Origin of the sequence: Streptomyces sp. SID5464 (assembly GCF_009862985.1) — a bacterium.
Lineage (GTDB): Bacteria > Actinomycetota > Actinomycetes > Streptomycetales > Streptomycetaceae > Streptomyces > Streptomyces chartreusis_D.
On record NZ_WWIQ01000044.1, the window covers coordinates 12,465 to 30,433 of the forward strand.

17 protein-coding genes and 1 riboswitch are annotated in these 17,969 nt (G+C 69.8%); of the genes, 9 read left to right on the plus strand and 8 right to left on the minus strand.

Annotated elements, in window-relative coordinates; all coding sequences use genetic code 11:
• Positions 1 to 105: 105 nt before the first annotated feature.
• On the minus strand, positions 106 to 729 hold the full coding sequence (locus tag GTY47_RS21245) for a TetR/AcrR family transcriptional regulator (protein WP_029181719.1): 624 nt from the start codon (positions 727 to 729) through the stop codon (positions 106 to 108).
• 166 nt (positions 730 to 895) lie between these two features.
• On the opposite strand from GTY47_RS21245, the gene GTY47_RS21250 reads away from it, so the two are divergent.
• A complete protein-coding gene (locus tag GTY47_RS21250; RefSeq protein WP_010047553.1) occupies positions 896 to 1,648 on the plus strand; it encodes an SDR family oxidoreductase in 753 nt (250 codons plus the stop codon).
• 43 nt (positions 1,649 to 1,691) lie between these two features.
• Here the strand turns inward: GTY47_RS21250 and GTY47_RS21255 are convergent, their stop codons facing one another.
• A complete protein-coding gene (locus GTY47_RS21255) occupies positions 1,692 to 2,765 on the minus strand; it encodes an SIS domain-containing protein (RefSeq protein WP_010047555.1) in 1,074 nt (357 codons plus the stop codon).
• 247 nt (positions 2,766 to 3,012) lie between these two features.
• Here GTY47_RS21255 and nagB point away from each other — a divergent pair, with 247 nt between their 5' ends.
• The gene (gene nagB / locus GTY47_RS21260; protein ID WP_010047558.1) at positions 3,013 to 3,798 is read left to right on the plus strand and encodes a glucosamine-6-phosphate deaminase; all 786 of its coding nucleotides are present in this window, start codon (positions 3,013 to 3,015) and stop codon (positions 3,796 to 3,798) included.
• Here the strand turns inward: nagB and GTY47_RS21265 are convergent.
• The 6 genes from GTY47_RS21265 to GTY47_RS21290 all read right to left on the minus strand — a co-directional run bounded on the left by GTY47_RS21265 (position 3,795) and on the right by GTY47_RS21290 (position 9,395).
• Complete coding sequence (locus GTY47_RS21265; protein WP_010047560.1) at positions 3,795 to 4,340, minus strand: hypothetical protein; 546 nt, start codon at positions 4,338 to 4,340, stop codon at positions 3,795 to 3,797. The two genes, nagB and GTY47_RS21265, sit on opposite strands and share 4 nt — an antisense overlap.
• Entirely contained in the window at positions 4,337 to 4,585 is a 249-nt protein-coding gene (locus GTY47_RS21270) for a helix-turn-helix transcriptional regulator (protein ID WP_010047561.1), read from the minus strand. Before GTY47_RS21270 ends, GTY47_RS21265 begins: the two co-directional genes overlap by 4 nt.
• A gap of 60 nt (positions 4,586 to 4,645) precedes the next feature.
• Positions 4,646 to 6,181: a glycoside hydrolase family 3 protein gene (locus GTY47_RS21275; RefSeq protein WP_010047562.1), complete on the minus strand. Its 1,536-nt coding sequence runs from the start codon at positions 6,179 to 6,181 to the stop codon at positions 4,646 to 4,648.
• Between the two features lie 9 nt (positions 6,182 to 6,190).
• Entirely contained in the window at positions 6,191 to 7,057 is an 867-nt protein-coding gene (locus GTY47_RS21280; RefSeq protein ID WP_029181720.1) for a carbohydrate ABC transporter permease, read from the minus strand.
• Complete coding sequence (locus GTY47_RS21285) at positions 7,054 to 8,040, minus strand: sugar ABC transporter permease (RefSeq protein WP_029181721.1); 987 nt, start codon at positions 8,038 to 8,040, stop codon at positions 7,054 to 7,056. Before GTY47_RS21285 ends, GTY47_RS21280 begins: the two co-directional genes overlap by 4 nt.
• A 71-nt stretch (positions 8,041 to 8,111) precedes the next feature.
• Positions 8,112 to 9,395, minus strand: coding sequence for an extracellular solute-binding protein (locus tag GTY47_RS21290; protein ID WP_010047565.1), 1,284 nt, complete (start codon positions 9,393 to 9,395; stop codon positions 8,112 to 8,114).
• Positions 9,396 to 9,706: 311 nt separating this feature from the next.
• On the opposite strand from GTY47_RS21290, the gene GTY47_RS21295 reads away from it, so the two are divergent.
• From GTY47_RS21295 to GTY47_RS21325, 7 genes are all read left to right on the plus strand, one after another.
• Positions 9,707 to 10,471, plus strand: coding sequence for a GntR family transcriptional regulator (locus GTY47_RS21295; RefSeq protein WP_010047568.1), 765 nt, complete (start codon positions 9,707 to 9,709; stop codon positions 10,469 to 10,471).
• A 142-nt stretch (positions 10,472 to 10,613) separates the two neighbouring features.
• Positions 10,614 to 10,880 carry a DUF3311 domain-containing protein gene (locus tag GTY47_RS21300; protein WP_173937245.1) on the plus strand — a complete coding sequence of 89 codons (267 nt, stop codon included), beginning with the start codon at positions 10,614 to 10,616 and terminating at the stop codon, positions 10,878 to 10,880.
• Positions 10,877 to 12,505: a sodium:solute symporter family protein gene (locus tag GTY47_RS21305; RefSeq protein WP_010047575.1), complete on the plus strand. Its 1,629-nt coding sequence runs from the start codon at positions 10,877 to 10,879 to the stop codon at positions 12,503 to 12,505. The genes GTY47_RS21300 and GTY47_RS21305 overlap by 4 nt, the downstream gene beginning before the upstream one ends.
• A gap of 73 nt (positions 12,506 to 12,578) precedes the next feature.
• Positions 12,579 to 13,085 carry a GNAT family N-acetyltransferase gene (locus GTY47_RS21310; protein ID WP_010047577.1) on the plus strand — a complete coding sequence of 169 codons (507 nt, stop codon included), beginning with the start codon at positions 12,579 to 12,581 and terminating at the stop codon, positions 13,083 to 13,085.
• Between the two features lie 77 nt (positions 13,086 to 13,162).
• A riboswitch (cobalamin riboswitch) is annotated at positions 13,163 to 13,245 on the plus strand.
• A gap of 145 nt (positions 13,246 to 13,390) precedes the next feature.
• Positions 13,391 to 15,748, plus strand: a complete 2,358-nt coding sequence (locus GTY47_RS21315; RefSeq protein ID WP_010047579.1) for a ribonucleoside-diphosphate reductase subunit alpha — start codon at positions 13,391 to 13,393, stop codon at positions 15,746 to 15,748.
• Complete coding sequence (locus tag GTY47_RS21320) at positions 15,748 to 16,755, plus strand: ribonucleotide-diphosphate reductase subunit beta (RefSeq protein ID WP_010047584.1); 1,008 nt, start codon at positions 15,748 to 15,750, stop codon at positions 16,753 to 16,755. The genes GTY47_RS21315 and GTY47_RS21320 overlap by 1 nt, the downstream gene beginning before the upstream one ends.
• 248 nt (positions 16,756 to 17,003) lie before the next feature.
• Positions 17,004 to 17,966: a helix-turn-helix domain-containing protein gene (locus tag GTY47_RS21325; protein ID WP_010047588.1), complete on the plus strand. Its 963-nt coding sequence runs from the start codon at positions 17,004 to 17,006 to the stop codon at positions 17,964 to 17,966.
• The last annotated feature ends 3 nt before the right edge of the window (positions 17,967 to 17,969 follow it).

Sequence of the window (17,969 nt, forward strand, 5' to 3'; positions counted from 1 at the left end):
ATCACGCATTGTGGACTAGACCACTCGTTGGTGTCCATGCGTTGGAGGCTGTTCGTTGTTGTTAGTTCTCCGACTGGTCGGACGCGCCGGCGTCCTCCACGCAGCCTAACCCGTGTGGGTTCCTGTGCGGGGCCAGATGGACATGGCAATTTCCGCGACCGCCTCCAGTTCCTCCCGGCTCGCCCCGTCCCGCGCCTGTTGTGACATGCCCTGGATCATCGCTCCGGTGTGACGGGCCAGAGCGGCGGCGTCGGTACCCGGGGGCAGCACTCCGGCGGCCACATCGGCTCTGATGCGGCTCTCGAACGCGGCGATGTTGGCGTTGCGGCGGTCCCGCAGCGACTGTTCGACCTCGGGGGTCGAGCAGTTCGCGGCGGCGTGGACGACGAGGCAGCCGTGCGGGTGGCCGGGTTCCGTGTACGCGGTGGCGGCCTCGCGCAGCATGCGCTCGACGGCGCCCCGGGCGGTGGGCTCCTCGGCGAGGGCCCGGTCGGTGAACGAGCCGTACCTCGTGCCGTAGACCTGCACCACCTCCTCGAACAGGGACCGCTTGTCGCCGAAGGCCGCGTAGAGGCTGGGGGCGCCGATGTCCATGACGCGGGTGAGGTCGGAGACGGACGTGGCCTCGTAGCCGTGCTCCCAGAAGGCCAGGAGCGCCTTCTCGAGGGCGGTCTCGCGATCGAAGGAGCGGGGGCGGCCGCGGGGCCTCCCCCTGCCCTTGCCCGTCATCGCTCCGCCGTCCTCGCCCGTCGCGGTTCCGTGCCTCTCGGCCCTCGCGGTCCCGTCGTCGTTCACCATGGAGTGCATTTTATAGCGGGCACTAGAGAAATGTCGCCGGCGTGGGGTACGGTCATTTATGTAGCGACCGCTAGGTAAATGAGAAGGGGGCGCCGCCATGGGCGTGCTCACGGGCAGGACGGCACTCGTCACGGGGGCGAGCAGGGGCATCGGGCGAGGGATCGCCGAGCGGCTGGGGCGCGACGGCGCGCGGGTCGGGGTGCACTACGGCAGGAACGAGACGGCGGCGAAGGAGACGGTCGCGGCGATCGAGGCGGCGGGCGGCTCGGCGTTCGCGGTGGGCGCGGAGCTGGGCCTGCCGGGGGACGCCGAGGCGCTGTGGGCGGAGTTCGACCGGCACGCGGACGGGCTGGACATCCTGGTGAACAACGCGGGGATCGGCAACACGCGGCCGATCCAGGAGCTGGACGAGCGGGAGTACGACAAGGTCTTCGCGGTGAACGTGAAGGCGCCGTTGTTCATCCTCAAGCACGGCATGACGCGACTGCGGGACGGCGGCCGGGTCGTCAACATCTCGTCGGGGCTGGCCCGGACGGCGGTGATGCCGGACAACATGGCGTACGCGATGACGAAGGGCGCGCTGGACGTCCTCTCACGGGACCTGTCCAAGGTGCTGGGGCCTCGGGGCATCACGGTGAACTCGGTGGCGCCGGGCATCATAGACACCGACAACACGGCCGAGCTGCTGCACGGCAGTGCCGACGGCTGGGCGAAGGCCGCTGCGCTGTCGGCGCTGGGCGGGGTGGGCGAGCCGGCCGAAGTCGCCGACGTGGTGGCGTTCCTGGTCTCGGACGGGGGGCGGTGGGTCACGGGGAGCTGGGTGGATGTGACGGGGGGTTCGCTCACGTAGGGGCCGCCGGCGCACAGCCGAGGGGTCCCGGCCCCGCCCTCGGTCAACGGGTCTCCGTCACCTTCGCCAGCGCCCGAGGCGCGTCCGGGTCCTGGCCGCGGGCGATGGTGACCTCGTAGGCCAGGAGCTGGAGGGGAATGATCTCCAGGACGGGCTGGACCTCCTCGGCCACGTCGTCCGTCGGCAGGACGAAGCCGGCCGACGCCTGCTCGACCTGATGCCGGGGACCGATGACGACCAGGTCGGCGCCGCGGTCGCGCAGCCGGTCGAGGACCGGCTGAAGCGCCTCGCCGCCCTTGCCGTCGGTGACGACGGCGATGACCGGGGAGACGTTGTCGACCATGGCGAGCGGCCCGTGCAGCAGATCGGCGCCGGAGTACGAGAGGGCGGGGATGTAGCTGGTCTCCATCAGCTTGAGCGCGGCCTCCTTGGCCGTGGGATAGCCGTAGCCGCGCGAGGTGATCACCATGCGCTCGGCGAAGCGGTAGCGGGCGGCGAGGGCGCGCACCTCGTCCTGCCGGGCGAGCAGTTGCCCGGCGAGATCCGGCAGCACGTGCGCGGGCGCGCCGTCGCCGCCGCGCAGGCCCTCGACGAACAGGTAGAGCGCGAGAAGGGAGGCGGTGTACGTCTTGGTCGCGGGGAGGGCCTTCTCCGGTCCGGCCATGATGTCGATGTGGTACTCGGAGACGCCGGCGAGCGGTGAGTCCGGGTTGTTGGTGACGGCGAGCGTGATCGCGCCGGCCTCGCGGGCGGCCCGGGTCGAGGCGACCAGATCAGGAGAGCCGCCGGACTGGCTGACGGTGACGACGAGGACGCCCGTGAGGTCGGGCCGGGCGCCGTAGGCCGTGGTGGTGGACATCGAGGTGAGCCCGCAGGGCAGGCCGAGACGGATCTCCAGGAGGTACTTGGCGTAGAGGGCGGCGTTGTCGGAGGTGCCGCGGGCGGTCAGGAGGACGAAGCGGGGAGCGCGGGCGGCGATCTGCCGTGCCACGTCCCGGATGGCGGGGGCACCGTCGGCCAGGATCCGGCGCAGGACGGCGGGCTGCTCCGCCATCTCCCGGGCCATGACCCGGCCCGGGCGCTCACTGAGGGTGTCAGGTGTGGCGGCGGCGGTCATGGCGGGGTCCTTCCGGGGCGCGGGCAGATGCAGCTCCCATTCCACTCCCCCGCACCGCGGAACGCCCACGCGGGGCCGGTGCCGTACACCTGCCGGAGACCTGGTCGGCACCGGGTGGCTGCCCGCGTGGGACCGGCTGCATTCACCCTGGGAGCGGCGCCCCCGCTCTGTTAGATTGGTCTAAACCACACGGCCCCTCCCGGGTCCAGTCCCAGTTGAGCATCCCTCTCAGATCGGCAGGCCCAGCGTGGAAGTTGTCATCGTTCCGGACGCCAAGGCGGGCGGCGAGCTCATCGCCGAGGCCATGGCCCAGCTGCTCCGGCGCAAGCCCGACGCCCTGCTCGGCGTGGCGACCGGCTCGACGCCGCTGCCCGTGTACGAGGCACTGGCGGCCAAGGTGCGCTCCGGTGCCGTGGACGTCACGCGGGCGCGGATAGCCCAGCTCGACGAGTACGTGGGGCTGCCCGCCGACCATCCGGAGTCGTACCGCTCGGTGCTGCGGCGTGAGGTGCTGGAGCCGCTCGGCATCGGGATGGGCCAGTTCACGGGTCCGGACGGCACGGCAGAGGACGTACAGGGCGCGTGCGAGGCGTACGACAAGGCGCTCGTCGACGCCGGTGGTGTGGATCTTCAGCTGCTCGGGATCGGGACCGACGGGCACATCGGGTTCAACGAGCCGTGTTCGTCGCTGGCGTCGCGGACGCGGATCAAGACGCTGACCGAGCAGACCCGGATCGACAACGCCCGTTTCTTCGACGGCGACATCGACCAGGTGCCGCACCACGTGATCACGCAGGGCATCGGCACCATCCTGGAGGCCAGGCACCTGGTACTGCTCGCCACCGGCGAGGGCAAGGCGGACGCGGTCGCGGCGACGGTGGAAGGGCCGGTCGCCGCGGTGTGCCCCGCGTCCGCGCTCCAGCTCCACCCGCATGCGACCGTCGTGGTCGACGAGGCCGCCGCGTCGAAGCTGAAGCTGGCGGACTACTTCCGGCACACCTACGCCAACAAGCCCGACTGGCAGGGGATCTAGCGGCCGAGCGCCCCTGCATCCAGAGCCTCGTCGTCAGCCGGCTCGTCCTGGGCCCGCAGGCCGGCCACCCACAACGGCATGACCCAGTGGACGACGAGGACGGCGAGGAGGAGGGGTGCGGCGTAGGCCTTCGGGGCGTCGCCGTCGACACCGCCCGTGATCAGCAGGGCGATCGCCGCCGCGGCCAGGAGCAGGGTCGTCATGCGGTGGGCCCGGGCCAGGACGCGGCTGCGCTCCGCCGACTGCCGCTCGTCCAGCACGTGTTCGCGCAGCTCCAGCAGGCCCCGGGTGGCGCCGTTGATGACGCCGGTCGCGACCATCCAGGGAAGCAGCAGTACCGCCATCGCGGCGACGGGCCACAGCGGCTCGCCCTCGGCGAGGAAGAAGTGGGTCATCAGTCCGCCGATGGCCACGGTGAGGGTGATGTGTGCGGCGACGGCCAGGCGTCGGCGTGCCGCCGTGGCGTACCAGGCCTGGCCGCGGCGGTCGTTCATGAGCCGCAGCATGCTCCGGTCGTAGCGGGTCAGGCGTGTCGTCGTCATGGCTGGTTCCTCCCGTAGACCTCGTCCGTGAGCGGCCGGAACGGTTCGAGGGAGAACAGGGCCTCGACCGGCAGATCGAAGAACTTCGAGATCCTCAGTGCCAGGTCGAGGCTCGGGTTGTACTGCCCTCGCTCGATGTAGCCGATGGTCTGGTAGTGGGCTCCCACTGCCTCGGCCAGGCTCTGCCGCGACACCTTCCGTTCGGCGCGCACCACGGCCAGCCTGTTGTGAACCTGCTCGCTCATGTATAAGAAGTACTACATTCGGAAGTAGCTTTACAACCCAGTAGCTGCAACCCGACAGGCTTACACCCCGGCGATCACCTCGGCCGCCGCCCGGCCGCAGACGCGGGCCGCGCCGTGGGTGGCGATGTGCAGGGCGCCGCGGGGTGCGGCCTGGGGGACGCCCATTTCGACCACGATGGTGTCGGGGCGGGCCGCCAGCAGGGTGTCGAGGGCGGAGGCCATCCAGGGGTGGCGGTGTTCGTCGCGGACGACGGCGACGATGCGGCGCGGACCGGCTGCCTCGAGGGCCGCGCGTCCGGCGCTCTCACCGGCACCGGCATCACCCTCCTTGCCGTCCTCCGCCGAGTAGCTGCCCGTCACCGTGCCCGGCAGGAGGTGGACGAGTTCGGCGGCGACGCCCCAGGGGGTCTCGTCACCCACGGCGATGTTGGCGACGGGGGTGAGGGCGGCGACGTAGGGAGGTTCGGTGAGGGGCTCGAAGGTCTCCGGGCTCCCCAGCCCCGGGGCGACGGTGACCGTGAGGGCGCGGCGGGCGGCGTGCAGGCCGATCTCGCTGCCGTGGGTCTCGTCGGGCGAGTGACCGGCCGTGCTCGCCCAGCGGGCCAGCGCCCGGACCCGGTCCGCGGCCTCGGCCAGGCGTTCCTCGGGCAGCTCGCCCGTGCGTACGGCCGTGACCAGGGCATCGCGCAGACGCCGTACGGTCTCGTCGTCGGCCAGGCCACCGCCCACGCAGATCGCGTCGGCACCGGCGGCGACGGCGAGGACGCTGCCGCGTTCGATGCCGTAGGTGCCCGCGATGGCCCGCATCTCCATGCCGTCGGTGACGATGAGGCCGTCGTAGCCGAGTTCGCCGCGCAGCAGGCCGGTCAGGATGCGGCCGGAGAGGGTGGCGGGGCGGTCGGGGTCCAGGGCCGGGACCAGGATGTGAGCGCTCATCACGGCCCGGCTGCCGGCGGCGATGGCCGCGCGGAACGGGGTCAGTTCACGGTCGGTCAGCACGTCCGCGGGGACGTCGATGCGCGGCAGGGCGTGGTGGGAGTCGACAGCCGTGTCGCCGTGGCCCGGGAAGTGCTTGGTGCAGGCGGCGACTCCCGCCGACTGCAGGCCCGTCACGTACGCGGCGGTGTGCCGGGCGGCCAGGCCGGTGTCGGCGCCGAAGGAGCGGACACCGATCACCGGGTTGCGCGGGTCGGAGTTCACGTCGGCGGACGGGGCCCAGTTGAGGTTCACGCCGCAGGCCGCGAGACGGCGGCCCAGTTCGTGGGCGACCTGTCGCGTCAGCTCCACGTCGTCCACCGCGCCGAGGGCGTGGTTGCCCGGGAAGGAGGAACCGGTCCGCACCTCCAGGCGCGTCACGTCACCGCCTTCCTCGTCGATCGCGACCAGGACGTCGTCGCGCTCGGCCCGCAGTTGTGCGGTCAGCTCGGCCAGTTGGCCGGGCGAGGCGATGTTGCGGCCGAACAGGCCGACGGAGGCGAGGCCCTCGCCGAGCCGGCGCAGCAGCCAGTCGGGGGCGGTGGTGCCGGTGAAACCGGGCTGGAGAACCGTCAGGGCGTCACGCGTGAGCGTGTCGGTACCGCTGGCGAGTGTCGTCATCGGGTGGGGTCATCCCTTCACGGCGCCCGCGGTCAGGCCCGCGGCCATCTTGCGCTGGACGAGGAGGAAGAGGGCGACGATCGGCACGGCCATCATCGTGGCGCCGGCCATCATCGGGGCGTATTCGGTGCCGTGCTTGGTGGTGAAGTTGCCGAGCCAGACGGTCGCCGTCTGGTTCTTCTGGCTGAGCAGCATCAGGGCGTACAGGTATTCGTTCCAGGCCTGGATGAAGCCGTAGACCGAGGTGGCGACCATGCCGGGGGCCAGCAGCGGGAAGACGACCCGGAGGAAGGCTCCCGTGCGGGAGCAGCCGTCGACCATGGCCGCCTCCTCCAGTTCCTTCGGGATGTTGACGATGAAGCCCCGGAGCGTCCAGACCGTGAACGGGAGGATGAAGGTCAGGTACGTGATGATGAGGCCCGTCAGCCGGTCGTACTGGCCCAGGTCGTTGAGCAGCAGGAACACCGGGATGATCATGGCGACCAGCGGGACCATCTGGACGGCGAGGATGCCCACGATCACGATCTTGCGGCCACGGAATGCGAAGCGCGAGATGGCGAGCGCGGCCAGCAGCCCCACGACCATGCCGATGACGACCACCGCCAGCGACACCACCATGCTGCGGCCCACCGGGCCCCAGAAGTCGGCGATGTCCAGCGCCCGGCCGAAGTTGGCGAAGGTGATGCCGGTCGGCAGCAGGCTCGGGTCCGGGTCGATGGCGTCCTTGGCGGGCTTGAACGCCGTGTTGAGCATCCAGTAGAGCGGGAAGCCCGCGGTGACGAAGACCAGGAGGCCGAGGAGGTTCCACCAGAGTTTCGGCGCCCGCTGCGCCCGCGGCGCGCGCCGCACCCGCCGGGGAGCCACAGTGCTGCTCATTCGACCTCTCCGATCTTCAGCATCTGCCGCATGTAGACGGCGACCACGCCGAGCAGCAGCAGGACGGTGATCAGCGCGATGGCCGAGCCCTGGGCGTAGTCGTTGACCACGAACGCCCGGTCGTAGGAGTAGGTGTTGAGGACCTGGAACTCCGGCTCGGGGTGGCCGCCCCGCATGACGAACACCTGGGGGAAGACGCCCATGTCCCAGATGACCGACAGGGTCGTGAGCATCACGATGATCGGCTTGAGGACGGGCAGGGTGACATAGCGGAAGACGCCCCAGGAGCCGGCGCCGTCCAGGCGGGCCGCCTCCTCCAGCTCCTTCGGCACCTGGGTGAGACCCGCGCTGAGCGTGATGACCACGAACGGCACGGCTCCCCACACCACCAGCAGCATGATCACGGCCAGGCCCTCGGGTCCGCTCGCGAACCAGTTGTGGCCGATCATCTCGACGCCGGGCAGCTTGCTGAGCAGCGCGTTGAACACGCCGTAGTCCGAGTCGAAGAGCCACTTGAAGACCGTGGTCGCCACGATCACGGGCATGCCCCAGCTCGCCACCAGCACGATGTTGATGAGCACCTTCAGCCAGCCGGAGACCCGCTGGAGCAGCAGGGCGATCGCCATGCCGATCACCATGGTGAAGACGACGGCCCCGGCGGCGAAGACGATCGTGCGGACCACGACGGTCCAGAACTCGCCGTCCCCCAGCACCTTCGCGAAGTTGTCGAACCCGACCGACTCGGCCGGCTGGAAGCCCCACAGCTGGGACTGCCCGAACCTCTGGAAGGACAGGGTGACCAGACGGGCCAGCGGATAGCCCATGACCAGGGCCAGGATCAGCAGGCAGGGGGCGAGCAGCAGCCAGGGGACCGCGGCCCCGCCCGACGGCCGGCTCACCCGTGGCGGCTCGTCGGCGGGAGGTGGCGGTGCCTGCCGCGGTGGCGGCACCTTGGCAGGGGTGGTGGTGTCTGCGGCACTCATCGCGCGCTCCTCGGCGGTCCCTCAGGTCTTGACGACGGCGGGGCTCCCCGGCCAGGAGCCCCGCCCGTAGGTCACTTGGTGTTGATGACCTTGTCGATCGCGGCGTCCGCATCCTTCGCGGCGGCCTCGACCGACTTCTTGCCGGTGCCGATGCTCTGGAGCATGGTCTGGAGGATCTGCGCCTTCTCGACCTGGCCCCAGCCGGGGGCCATCGGGACGAACCAGCTGGACTCGGCCGCGGTGGCGGGGACCGCCGTCTTCGGGTCGTTCTTCAGCGTCGCGAGGTCGGTCTTGTTGTTGGGCAGGTTGCCCTTGGCGATCAGGCCCTTCTGGCCGGAGGAGCCGGTGAACGCGTTGATCCACTCGGCGGCCAGGGCCTGAGCGTCGGACTTCACCGGCACGGCGAGGTCGCTGCCGCCCAGGAAGACCGGCATGTTCTTGCCGGACGGGCCGGGCATGACGAAGTTCTCGAGGTTGCCCTTGAGCTTGCCGGTCTTGTCGTTCTTCGGGTCCTCGGCGGTCGCGCCCTCCCAGGCGGCGGCGAAGATCATGGCGGACTTGCCCTGGCCGTAGACGATGTAGCGGTCGGACTCGTCCTTGGTCTTGTCACCGTGCATGTACTTGTCGACGACGTTCTTGAACTCCTTGAGGCCCTTGAGGGACTCGGGCGAGGAGAGGGAGGCCTTCCACTGGCCGCCCGACTCGGTGGCGATGGCGCCGCCGGCGTCGTAGACGAAGGACATGGCCGCGTACCAGTCGCGGGTCGGCTGGTACCAGGCGCTGAACTTGTCGCCCTGCTTCTTCTGGATCTTGTCCAGGGCGGCGGTCAGCTCCTTGTACGTCTTCGGGGGCGTCTTCACACCGACCGAGGCCGCCACGTCCTTGCGCCAGTTGGCGACGCGGCCGCCGGCGTAGTACGGCACGCCGTAGGTCTTGCCCTCGTAGGTCACCGAGGCCTTGAGGCCGTCCAGCCAGGCGTCCGAGTTGTCGAACTCGCCCGCGTCGAGGGGGGCGAAGGCGCCCTTGACCATGTAGCCGAGCATCTCGGTGTTGCCCATCTCGACCACATCGGGGGCCTTGTCGGTGGCGAGGACGGCGTCGAGCTTGGCGTTCTTGTCGGGCCAGCCGTAGTACTCGTGGTTGATCTTCAGCCCGGGGTGCTTCTTCTGCACGGCGGCGTCGGCCGCCTTCACCAGCTCCGGCCAGTTGTTCTGGGCGTCGACGGTGAGCCAGACGGTCAGCTCCTTGGCGTCCGCGCCCTTGTCCGAACCCCCGCTGCCACCCTCGCCCCCACACGCCGCGATGGAGACCATCATGCCCGCGATACCGATCGCGGATATCAGCTTGCGCTTCACGCCACCCTCCTCAGGGATGCCACCGACCCCCCTGCTCCCCGCGGTGAACGTGGGGCCAGGCCCTGGACCAATGGTGTAGACCAGTAGGGGGAGCTTGGACCAGACCACCAGGCCTGTCAAGAGTCCGGAATCAGCTCTGACCAGCCGTTATGCGACCTACATATGCAGGAACCTTTAAGTAAGAACCCGGCGAAAACCCGGCCGCGCACGGCATACTCCAGGTAGACCACTGGAGTTGTGGACTAGACCAAAAGCGGCGCCGACGGTATACAAGTGAGATCGTGTCGGCCCAGGAGCCGGGAAGGCGGAGCATGAGCACCGACATCAGCAGTGCGGAGAACGAGAGCGGGGCGCCCGTCCGCACCGCACGCGTGCCCAAGTACTACCGCCTGAAGAAGCACCTGCTCGACATGACCGAGACCCAGGCGCCCGGCACGCCGGTGCCGCCCGAGCGCACCCTGGCGGCCGAGTTCGACACCTCGCGCACGACCGTGCGCCAGGCGCTCCAGGAGCTGGTCGTCGAGGGCCGGCTGGAGCGCATCCAGGGCAAGGGCACGTTCGTCGCCAAGCCGAAGGTCTCGCAGGCACTGCAACTGACCTCGTACACCGAGGACATGCGCGCCCAGGGTCTCGAACCCACCTCGCAGCTGCTGGACATCGGCTACGTCACCGCCGACGACCGCCTCGCCGGGCTGCTCGACATCACGGCCGGCGGACGGGTGCTGCGCATCGAGCGGCTGCGCATGGCCAACGGCGAGCCGATGGCCATCGAGACCACCCACCTGAGCGCGAAGCGCTTCCCGGCCCTGCGCCGGTCCCTGGTGAAGTACACGTCCCTCTACACCGCGCTCGCCGAGGTCTACGACGTCCATCTCGCGGAGGCCGAGGAGACCATCGAGACCTCGCTGGCCACTCCGCGCGAGGCCGGCCTGCTCGGCACCGACGTCGGCCTGCCGATGCTGATGCTCTCCCGTCACTCGCTGGACCGGGACGGGCAGCCGGTGGAGTGGGTGCGGTCGGTCTACCGCGGCGACCGCTACAAGTTCGTGGCGCGTCTGAAGCGCCCCCAGGAGTAGGGCGCGCGGCGCGGCACGACTGCTGCTGAGCTCGGTTTCTTTTGGATACCGCATTACGGACGAGGGGTTCCGTTCCCGCCGCACCCTGACCTAGATTGCCTGCGCATTGCACAGGTGATCACTGAGGGGACGGAGCCGCCTGATGTCGCAAGCCCCAGAAGCCAGCAGAGGGGCGATGGTGACGCCGATGCGCGTCGTCATCGGCCTCTGCCTCATAGCGCCCTTCGTGGCCATGCTGTGGGTCGGCTCGTACGCCAAGACCGACCCGGCCTTCATCGGGATCCCGTTCTTCTACTGGTACCAGATGGCGTGGGTGCTGATCTCCACCGCGCTGACGATGATCGCCTACAAGCTGTGGCAGCGTGACCAGCGCGCCCGCTCTGCCGCGAAGGGCGGTGCGTCCGAGTGAAGGACGGCGTGAACGGCGTCGCACTCGCCGTCTTCATCTTCTTCTTCCTGGCCGTCACGGTCATGGGCTTCCTGGCCGCGCGCTGGCGCAAGGCCGAGAACGAGCACAGCCTGGACGAGTGGGGCCTGGGCGGCCGCTCGTTCGGCACCTGGATCACCTGGTTCCTGCTCGGCGGCGACCTGTACACGGCGTACACCTTCGTGGCCGTACCGGCGGCGATCTACGCGGCGGGCGCGGCCGGCTTCTTCGCGGTGCCCTACACGATCCTCGTCTACCCGCTGATCTTCACGTTCCTCCCCCGCCTGTGGTCGGTCTCGCACAAGCACGGGTACGTGACGACGTCCGACTTCGTCCGCGGCCGGTTCGGCTCGAAGGGCCTGTCGCTGGCGGTCGCGGTGACCGGCATCCTGGCCACGATGCCGTACATCGCGCTACAGCTGGTCGGCATCCAGGCCGTACTGGACGTCATGGGCATCGGCGGCGGCGAGAACACCAACTGGTTCATCAAGGACCTGCCCCTGCTGATCGCCTTCGGTGTGCTGGCGGCGTACACGTACTCGTCGGGTCTGCGGGCGCCGGCGCTGATCGCGTTCGTGAAGGACACCCTGATCTACATCGTCATCGCGGTGGCGATCATCTACATCCCGATCAAGCTGGGCGGCTTCGACGACATCTTCGCCAAGGCGAGCGACGCGTTCAGCCAGACCAACCCGGCGACGGGCGCGCCGCGCGGTGCGCTGGTCCCGGCCGAGGCGGGGCAGTGGACGTACGCCACGCTGGCGCTGGGCTCCGCGCTCGCGCTCTTCATGTACCCGCACTCGATCACGGCGACGCTGTCCTCGAAGAACCGTGAGGTGATCCGCCGCAACACCACGATCCTGCCGCTGTACTCGCTGATGCTGGGCCTGCTCGCGCTGCTCGGCTTCATGGCGATCGCCGCCGGGATCAAGGTGCAGAACGGGCAGCTGGCGATCCCGCAGCTGTTCGAGACCATGTTCCCGGACTGGTTCGCGGGCGTGGCCTTCGCGGCGATCGGCATCGGGGCCCTGGTCCCGGCGGCCATCATGTCCATCGCCGCCGCGAACCTCTTCACCCGCAACATCTACAAGGACTTCATCAAGCCCGACGCCACGCCCGCGCAGGAGACCAAGGTCTCCAAGCTGGTCTCGCTGCTGGTGAAGGTGGGCGCGCTGGCCTTCGTCCTCACCATGGACAAGACGGTCGCCATCAACTTCCAGCTCCTGGGCGGCATCTGGATCCTCCAGACCTTCCCGGCCCTGGTCGGCGGCCTGTTCACCCGCTGGTTCCACCGCTGGGCACTGCTCGCGGGCTGGGCCGTCGGCATGATCTACGGCACGGTCGCCGCGTACGGCGTCGCCTCGCCGACCCAGAAGCACTTCGGCGGCTCCTCGAAGGAGATCCCGGGCATCGGCGAGATCGGCTACATCGGCCTCACGGCGTTCGTCCTGAACGTCGTCGTCACCGTCGTCCTGACCTTCGTCCTCAAGGCCCTGAAGGCCCCCGACGGCATCGACGAGACCAAGCCGGAGGACTACACGGCGGACGCGGGCGACCCCGGCGTCCAGGTGGAGCTGCCGCCGGCGACGGCGGGCACCTCGCACTGAGTCGCAGGTGACAGCGGGCCGTCGGTGAAAGACCCGGCGGCCCGTTGTCATACCCGTCCCGCACACTCGGACCATGGACATCCTCATCCGGCGGGTGAAGCCCGCCGAATACGACGCCCTCGGCGAGATCACCGCCCAGGCCTACCTGAAGGACGGCCTCCTCGACTTCGGGGAGAGCGACGGATACCTCGGCGAACTCAGGGACGTGGCCAAGCGGGCCGCCGCGGCGGACGTCCTGGTGGCCACCCAAGGCGAACACCTCCTCGGTGGCGTCACCTTCGTCCCCGCCGGCGGACCCATGGCCGACATCGCCCGACCCTCAGAAGCCGAGATACGGATGCTCGCCGTCGCCCACGAGGCCCGCGGCCGCGGCGCCGGAGAGGCCCTCGTCCGCGCCTGCGTCGACCGCGCCCGTGCGACGGACGGCTGTGTACGCGTCGTCCTGTCGACGCAGCGCACCATGCACTCCGCCCACCGCATCTACGAACGCCTCGGCTTCGTCCGTACCCCGGAGCGCGACTGGAATCCCGTTCCGGAGCTCGGCGACATCACTCTTCTCACCTACGAGTTGACGCTGTGAAACCGTCGCGACACTACATCTAGGGGTGCTTTCACCACCCGGCACAAGATGTATGCTCATGCTCGCTGTCGCCGCAGGGGAATCCGGTGGGAATCCGGAACTGTCCCGCAACGGTGTACCCATGCCTTCTTATGCGTGTATGGGAGTCAGTCCGAGGACCTGCCGACAGCGCGCCCGGCCGTCCGGCCGGTGCGCACTGACGTCCGGGCCTCGCGGAGTGGGCCGGTGGACGCGACGCCGCGTGCGTTCGTGTGCTGCCCCCTGCCCTGCGTGAGGTCCCCGTGCCGAGCGAGGGAGAGCCCCACGTGACCATCGCGCCAGCCGATCCGGTCTCAGCCGCCGAAGATGAGCACGACGGTCCCGGTGCCGCGCTGCTGCGGACCCTGACCGAGCTGACCGCCGACCTCCCCGACGCCGACCCCGGCCGGGTCGCCGCCGCCGCGCTGCGCGGCCGGTCCGCACGGGCCGACGCGTCGGAGTTGCGCGAGCTGGCGACGGAGGCGGCCGCCGGCCTCATCTCCGAGGATCCCGTCTACTCCCGGCTGGCCGCGCGCCTGCTGACGATCGGGATCCGCGCCGAGGCCGCCTCGCAGGGAGTCACGCGCTTCACCGAGTCCGTGGCCGTCGGGCACCGGGAGGGCCTCATCGCCGACCGGACCGCCGCGTTCGTGCGCACGCACGCCGCGCGGCTCGACGCCCTGATCGACACGGCCGCCGACGACCGCTTCGGCTACTTCGGCCTGCGCACGCTGCACAGCCGCTACCTGCTCCGGCACCCGATCACCCGCAAGGTCGTCGAGACGCCCCAGTACTTCATGCTGCGCGTCGCCGCCGGGCTGGCAGAGGACGACACCAGCCGCTCGGTGGACGAAGTGGCCGCGCTCTACGGGCTCATGAGCCGGCTCGACTACCTCCCCTCCTCCCCCACCCTCTTCAACTCCGGCACGCGGCACCCCCAGATGTCGTCCTGCTACCTCCTCGACTCCCCCAAGGACGAGCTGGACTCGATCTACGACCGCTACCACCAGGTGGCGCGGCTGTCGAAGCACGCCGGCGGCATCGGAATCGCGTACTCCCGCATCCGTGCGCGCGGTTCGCTGATCCGCGGCACCAACGGACATTCCAACGGCATCGTCCCGTTCCTGAAGACCCTCGACGCCTCGGTCGCCGCCGTGAACCAGGGCGGCCGCCGCAAGGGCGCCGCCGCGGTCTACCTGGAGACCTGGCACTCGGACATCGAGGAGTTCCTGGAGCTGCGCGACAACACCGGCGAGGACGCCCGCCGCACGCACAACCTGAACCTCGCGCACTGGGTGCCCGACGAGTTCATGCGGCGCGTGAACGCCGACGGGCAGTGGTCGCTGTTCTCCCCCTCGGACGTTCCCGAGCTGGTCGACCTGTGGGGCGAGGAGTTCGACGCCGCGTACCGGGCGGCCGAGGCGAAGGGCCTCGCCAGGAAGACCCTGCCCGCCCGTGAGCTGTACGGCCGCATGATGCGCACCCTCGCGCAGACCGGCAACGGCTGGATGACCTTCAAGGACGCCGCCAACCGCACCGCCAACCAGACGGCCGAGCCGGGCCACGTCGTCCACTCCTCCAACCTCTGCACGGAGATCCTGGAGGTCACCGGCGACGGGGAGACGGCGGTCTGCAACCTGGGATCGGTCAACCTCGGCGCGCTCGTCGACCGGTCCGGCGGGGACATCGACTGGGAGCGGCTGGACGAGACCGTCCGTACGGCCGTCACGTTCCTCGACCGGGTCGTGGACATCAACTTCTACCCGACCGAGCAGGCGGGCCGTTCCAACGCCAGGTGGCGTCCGGTCGGCCTCGGAGTCATGGGCCTCCAGGACGTCTTCTTCAAGCTGCGCCTGCCCTTCGACTCTCCGGAGGCCAAGCGGCTCTCCACCCGCATCGCCGAGCGGATCATGCTCGCCGCCTACGAGGCCTCCGCCGATCTCGCCGAGCGCAACGGCCCGTTGCCGGCCTGGGAGAAGACCCGTACGGCGAAGGGCGTGCTCCACCCCGACCACTACGACGTGCAGCCGACCTGGCCGGAGCGCTGGGCGGCCCTGCGCGAGCGCGTCGCCGCGACCGGCATGCGCAACTCCCTGCTCCTGGCGATCGCGCCGACGGCCACCATCGCCTCCATCGCGGGCGTGTACGAGTGCATCGAGCCGCAGGTGTCCAACCTGTTCAAGCGCGAGACGCTGTCGGGTGAGTTCCTCCAGGTCAACTCCTACCTGGTGGAGGAGCTGAAGCGGCTCGGCGCGTGGGACGCGCGTACCCGGGAGGCCCTGCGCGAGGCGAACGGCTCGGTGCAGGACTTCGCCTGGATCCCCGCGGACGTACGCGCCCTCTACCGCACGGCGTGGGAGATCCCGCAGCGCGGCCTGATCGACATGGCGGCGGCCAGGACCCCGTTCCTGGACCAGTCCCAGTCCCTGAACCTCTTCATGGAGACGCCGACCATCGGCAAGCTCTCCTCGATGTACGCGTACGCCTGGAAGTCCGGGCTGAAGACCACGTACTACCTGCGTTCGCGCCCGGCGACCCGCATCGCCCGCGCGGCCCAGGCCACCGTCCCCGTGCAGGCCACCCCGGATCCCGAAGCGGTCGCCTGCTCCCTGGAAAACCCCGAGTCCTGCGAGGCCTGCCAGTAATGACCACCCAGAACCTCCTCGACCCCGGCTTCGAGCTGACTCTCCGCCCGATGCGCTACCCGGACTTCTACGAGCGCTACCGGGACGCCATCAAGAACACCTGGACCGTGGAGGAGGTCGACCTCCACTCGGACGTCGCCGACCTCGCCAAGCTCTCCCCCGCCGAGCAGCACCTGATCGGCCGGCTGGTCGCCTTCTTCGCCACGGGTGACTCGATCGTCGCGAACAACCTGGTGCTGACGCTCTACAAGCACATCAACTCCCCTGAAGCGCGGCTCTACCTGAGCCGGCAGCTCTTCGAGGAGGCCGTGCACGTCCAGTTCTACTTGACGCTGCTCGACACCTACCTCCCCGACCCGGAGGACCGCGCCGCCGCGTTCGCCGCCGTGGAGAACATCCCCTCCATCCGCGAGAAGGCCGGGTTCTGCTTCAAGTGGATGGACTCGGTGGAGCAGCTCGACCGGCTGGAGACCCAGGCCGACCGGCGCCGTTTCCTGCTGAACCTCATCTGCTTCGCCGCGTGCATCGAGGGCCTGTTCTTCTACGGTGCCTTCGCCTACGTCTACTGGTTCCGCAGCCGGGGCCTGCTGCACGGTCTGGCCACCGGCACGAACTGGGTGTTCCGCGACGAGACGATGCACATGTCCTTCGCCTTCGACGTGGTCGACACCGTCCGCAAGGAGGAGCCGGAGCTGTTCGACGACCAGCTCCGGCAGCAGGTGACGGACATGCTCCGAGAGGCCGTCGAGGCCGAGCTGCAGTTCGCGCGCGACCTGTGCGGTGACGGCCTCCCGGGCATGAACACCGAGTCGATGCGGCAGTACCTGGAGTGCGTCGCCGACCAGCGGCTCAGCCGCCTGGGCTTCGCTCCGGTGTACGGCTCCGAGAACCCCTTCTCCTTCATGGAGCTCCAGGGGGTTCAGGAGCTGACCAACTTCTTCGAGCGGCGGCCCTCCGCGTACCAGGTGGCGGTGGAGGGCACCGTCGACCTGGACGAGGACTTCTGAGCGCGCTCGCCCTCACGGGCCTCCTGGGCCTCCCTGATCTGTCGGTCGACGCGCCGGTCGCGCACGATACCGATCACTGACGGGAGGACCAGGAGGACCAGCATCCCGAGTACGAAGATCATTGCGATGAGCGTCTGTGCCTGGTTCGTGTCCATGGACACCACTGTCGCGCCGATGACTCCTTACCGTCAGTGGCAGTACTGCCGTGGACCCTCGAATTACTGCCACTGACGAGGCACACTGGAGGCATGCTCCAGAACGTGGCCGTCGTCCTCCTCGACGGCGTGAACCCCTTCGAGCTCGGTGTGGTGTGCGAGGTCTTCGGCACCGACCGCAGCGACGACGGCCTGCCGGTCTACGACTTCGCGGTGGCCTCGGCCGAGGGCCCGGCCCTGCGCACCAACACGGGCTTCTCGCTGCACGTCGAGCACGGTCTGGAGCGGCTGGAGACGGCCGACCTGATCGCCGTGCCCGCCGGGCACTGCTACGAGTCCCGGGACTTCCCGCCGGAGCTGCTGGACGCCCTGCGGCGCGGGGCCGGCCGCGGCGCCCGGGTGCTCAGCGTCTGCTCCGGCGTCTTCGTGCTGGCCGCGGCCGGGCTGCTGGACGACCGGCGCTGCGCCGTGCACTGGCGGCACGCGCAGGCCCTCGCCCGGCAGTACCCGCGGGTGGCCGTCGAGCCGGACGTGCTCTACGTCGACGAGGACCCGGTGATCACCTCGGCCGGCACGGCCGCCGGGATCGACGCCTGCCTCCACCTGGTGCGCAAGGAGCAGGGCTCCGAGGTCGCCAACAAGATCGCCCGGCGGATGGTGGTGCCGCCGCACCGCGACGGCGGGCAGGCCCAGTACATCGAGCGCCCGCTGCCGCACTCCGAGGCCGACACGATCGGGGAGGTGCTGGCGTGGATGGAGCGGCACCTCGACGAGGAGGTCACCGTCGAGCAGCTGGCCGCCCGCGCCCACATGTCCCCGCGCACCTTCGCCCGTCGCTTCCAGCAGGAGACCGGGACGACCCCCTACCGCTGGATCCTGCGCCAGCGCGTGCTGTTGGCCCAGCGGCTGCTGGAGGCGACGGACGAGACGATGGACGCGATCGCCGGTCGAACGGGGTTCGGCAACTCGGCCACGCTGCGCCACCACTTCGTCCGGGCCGTGGGCACGACGCCGAACGCCTACCGGCGGACCTTCCGGGGCCCCGAAGCGGCCTGAGCC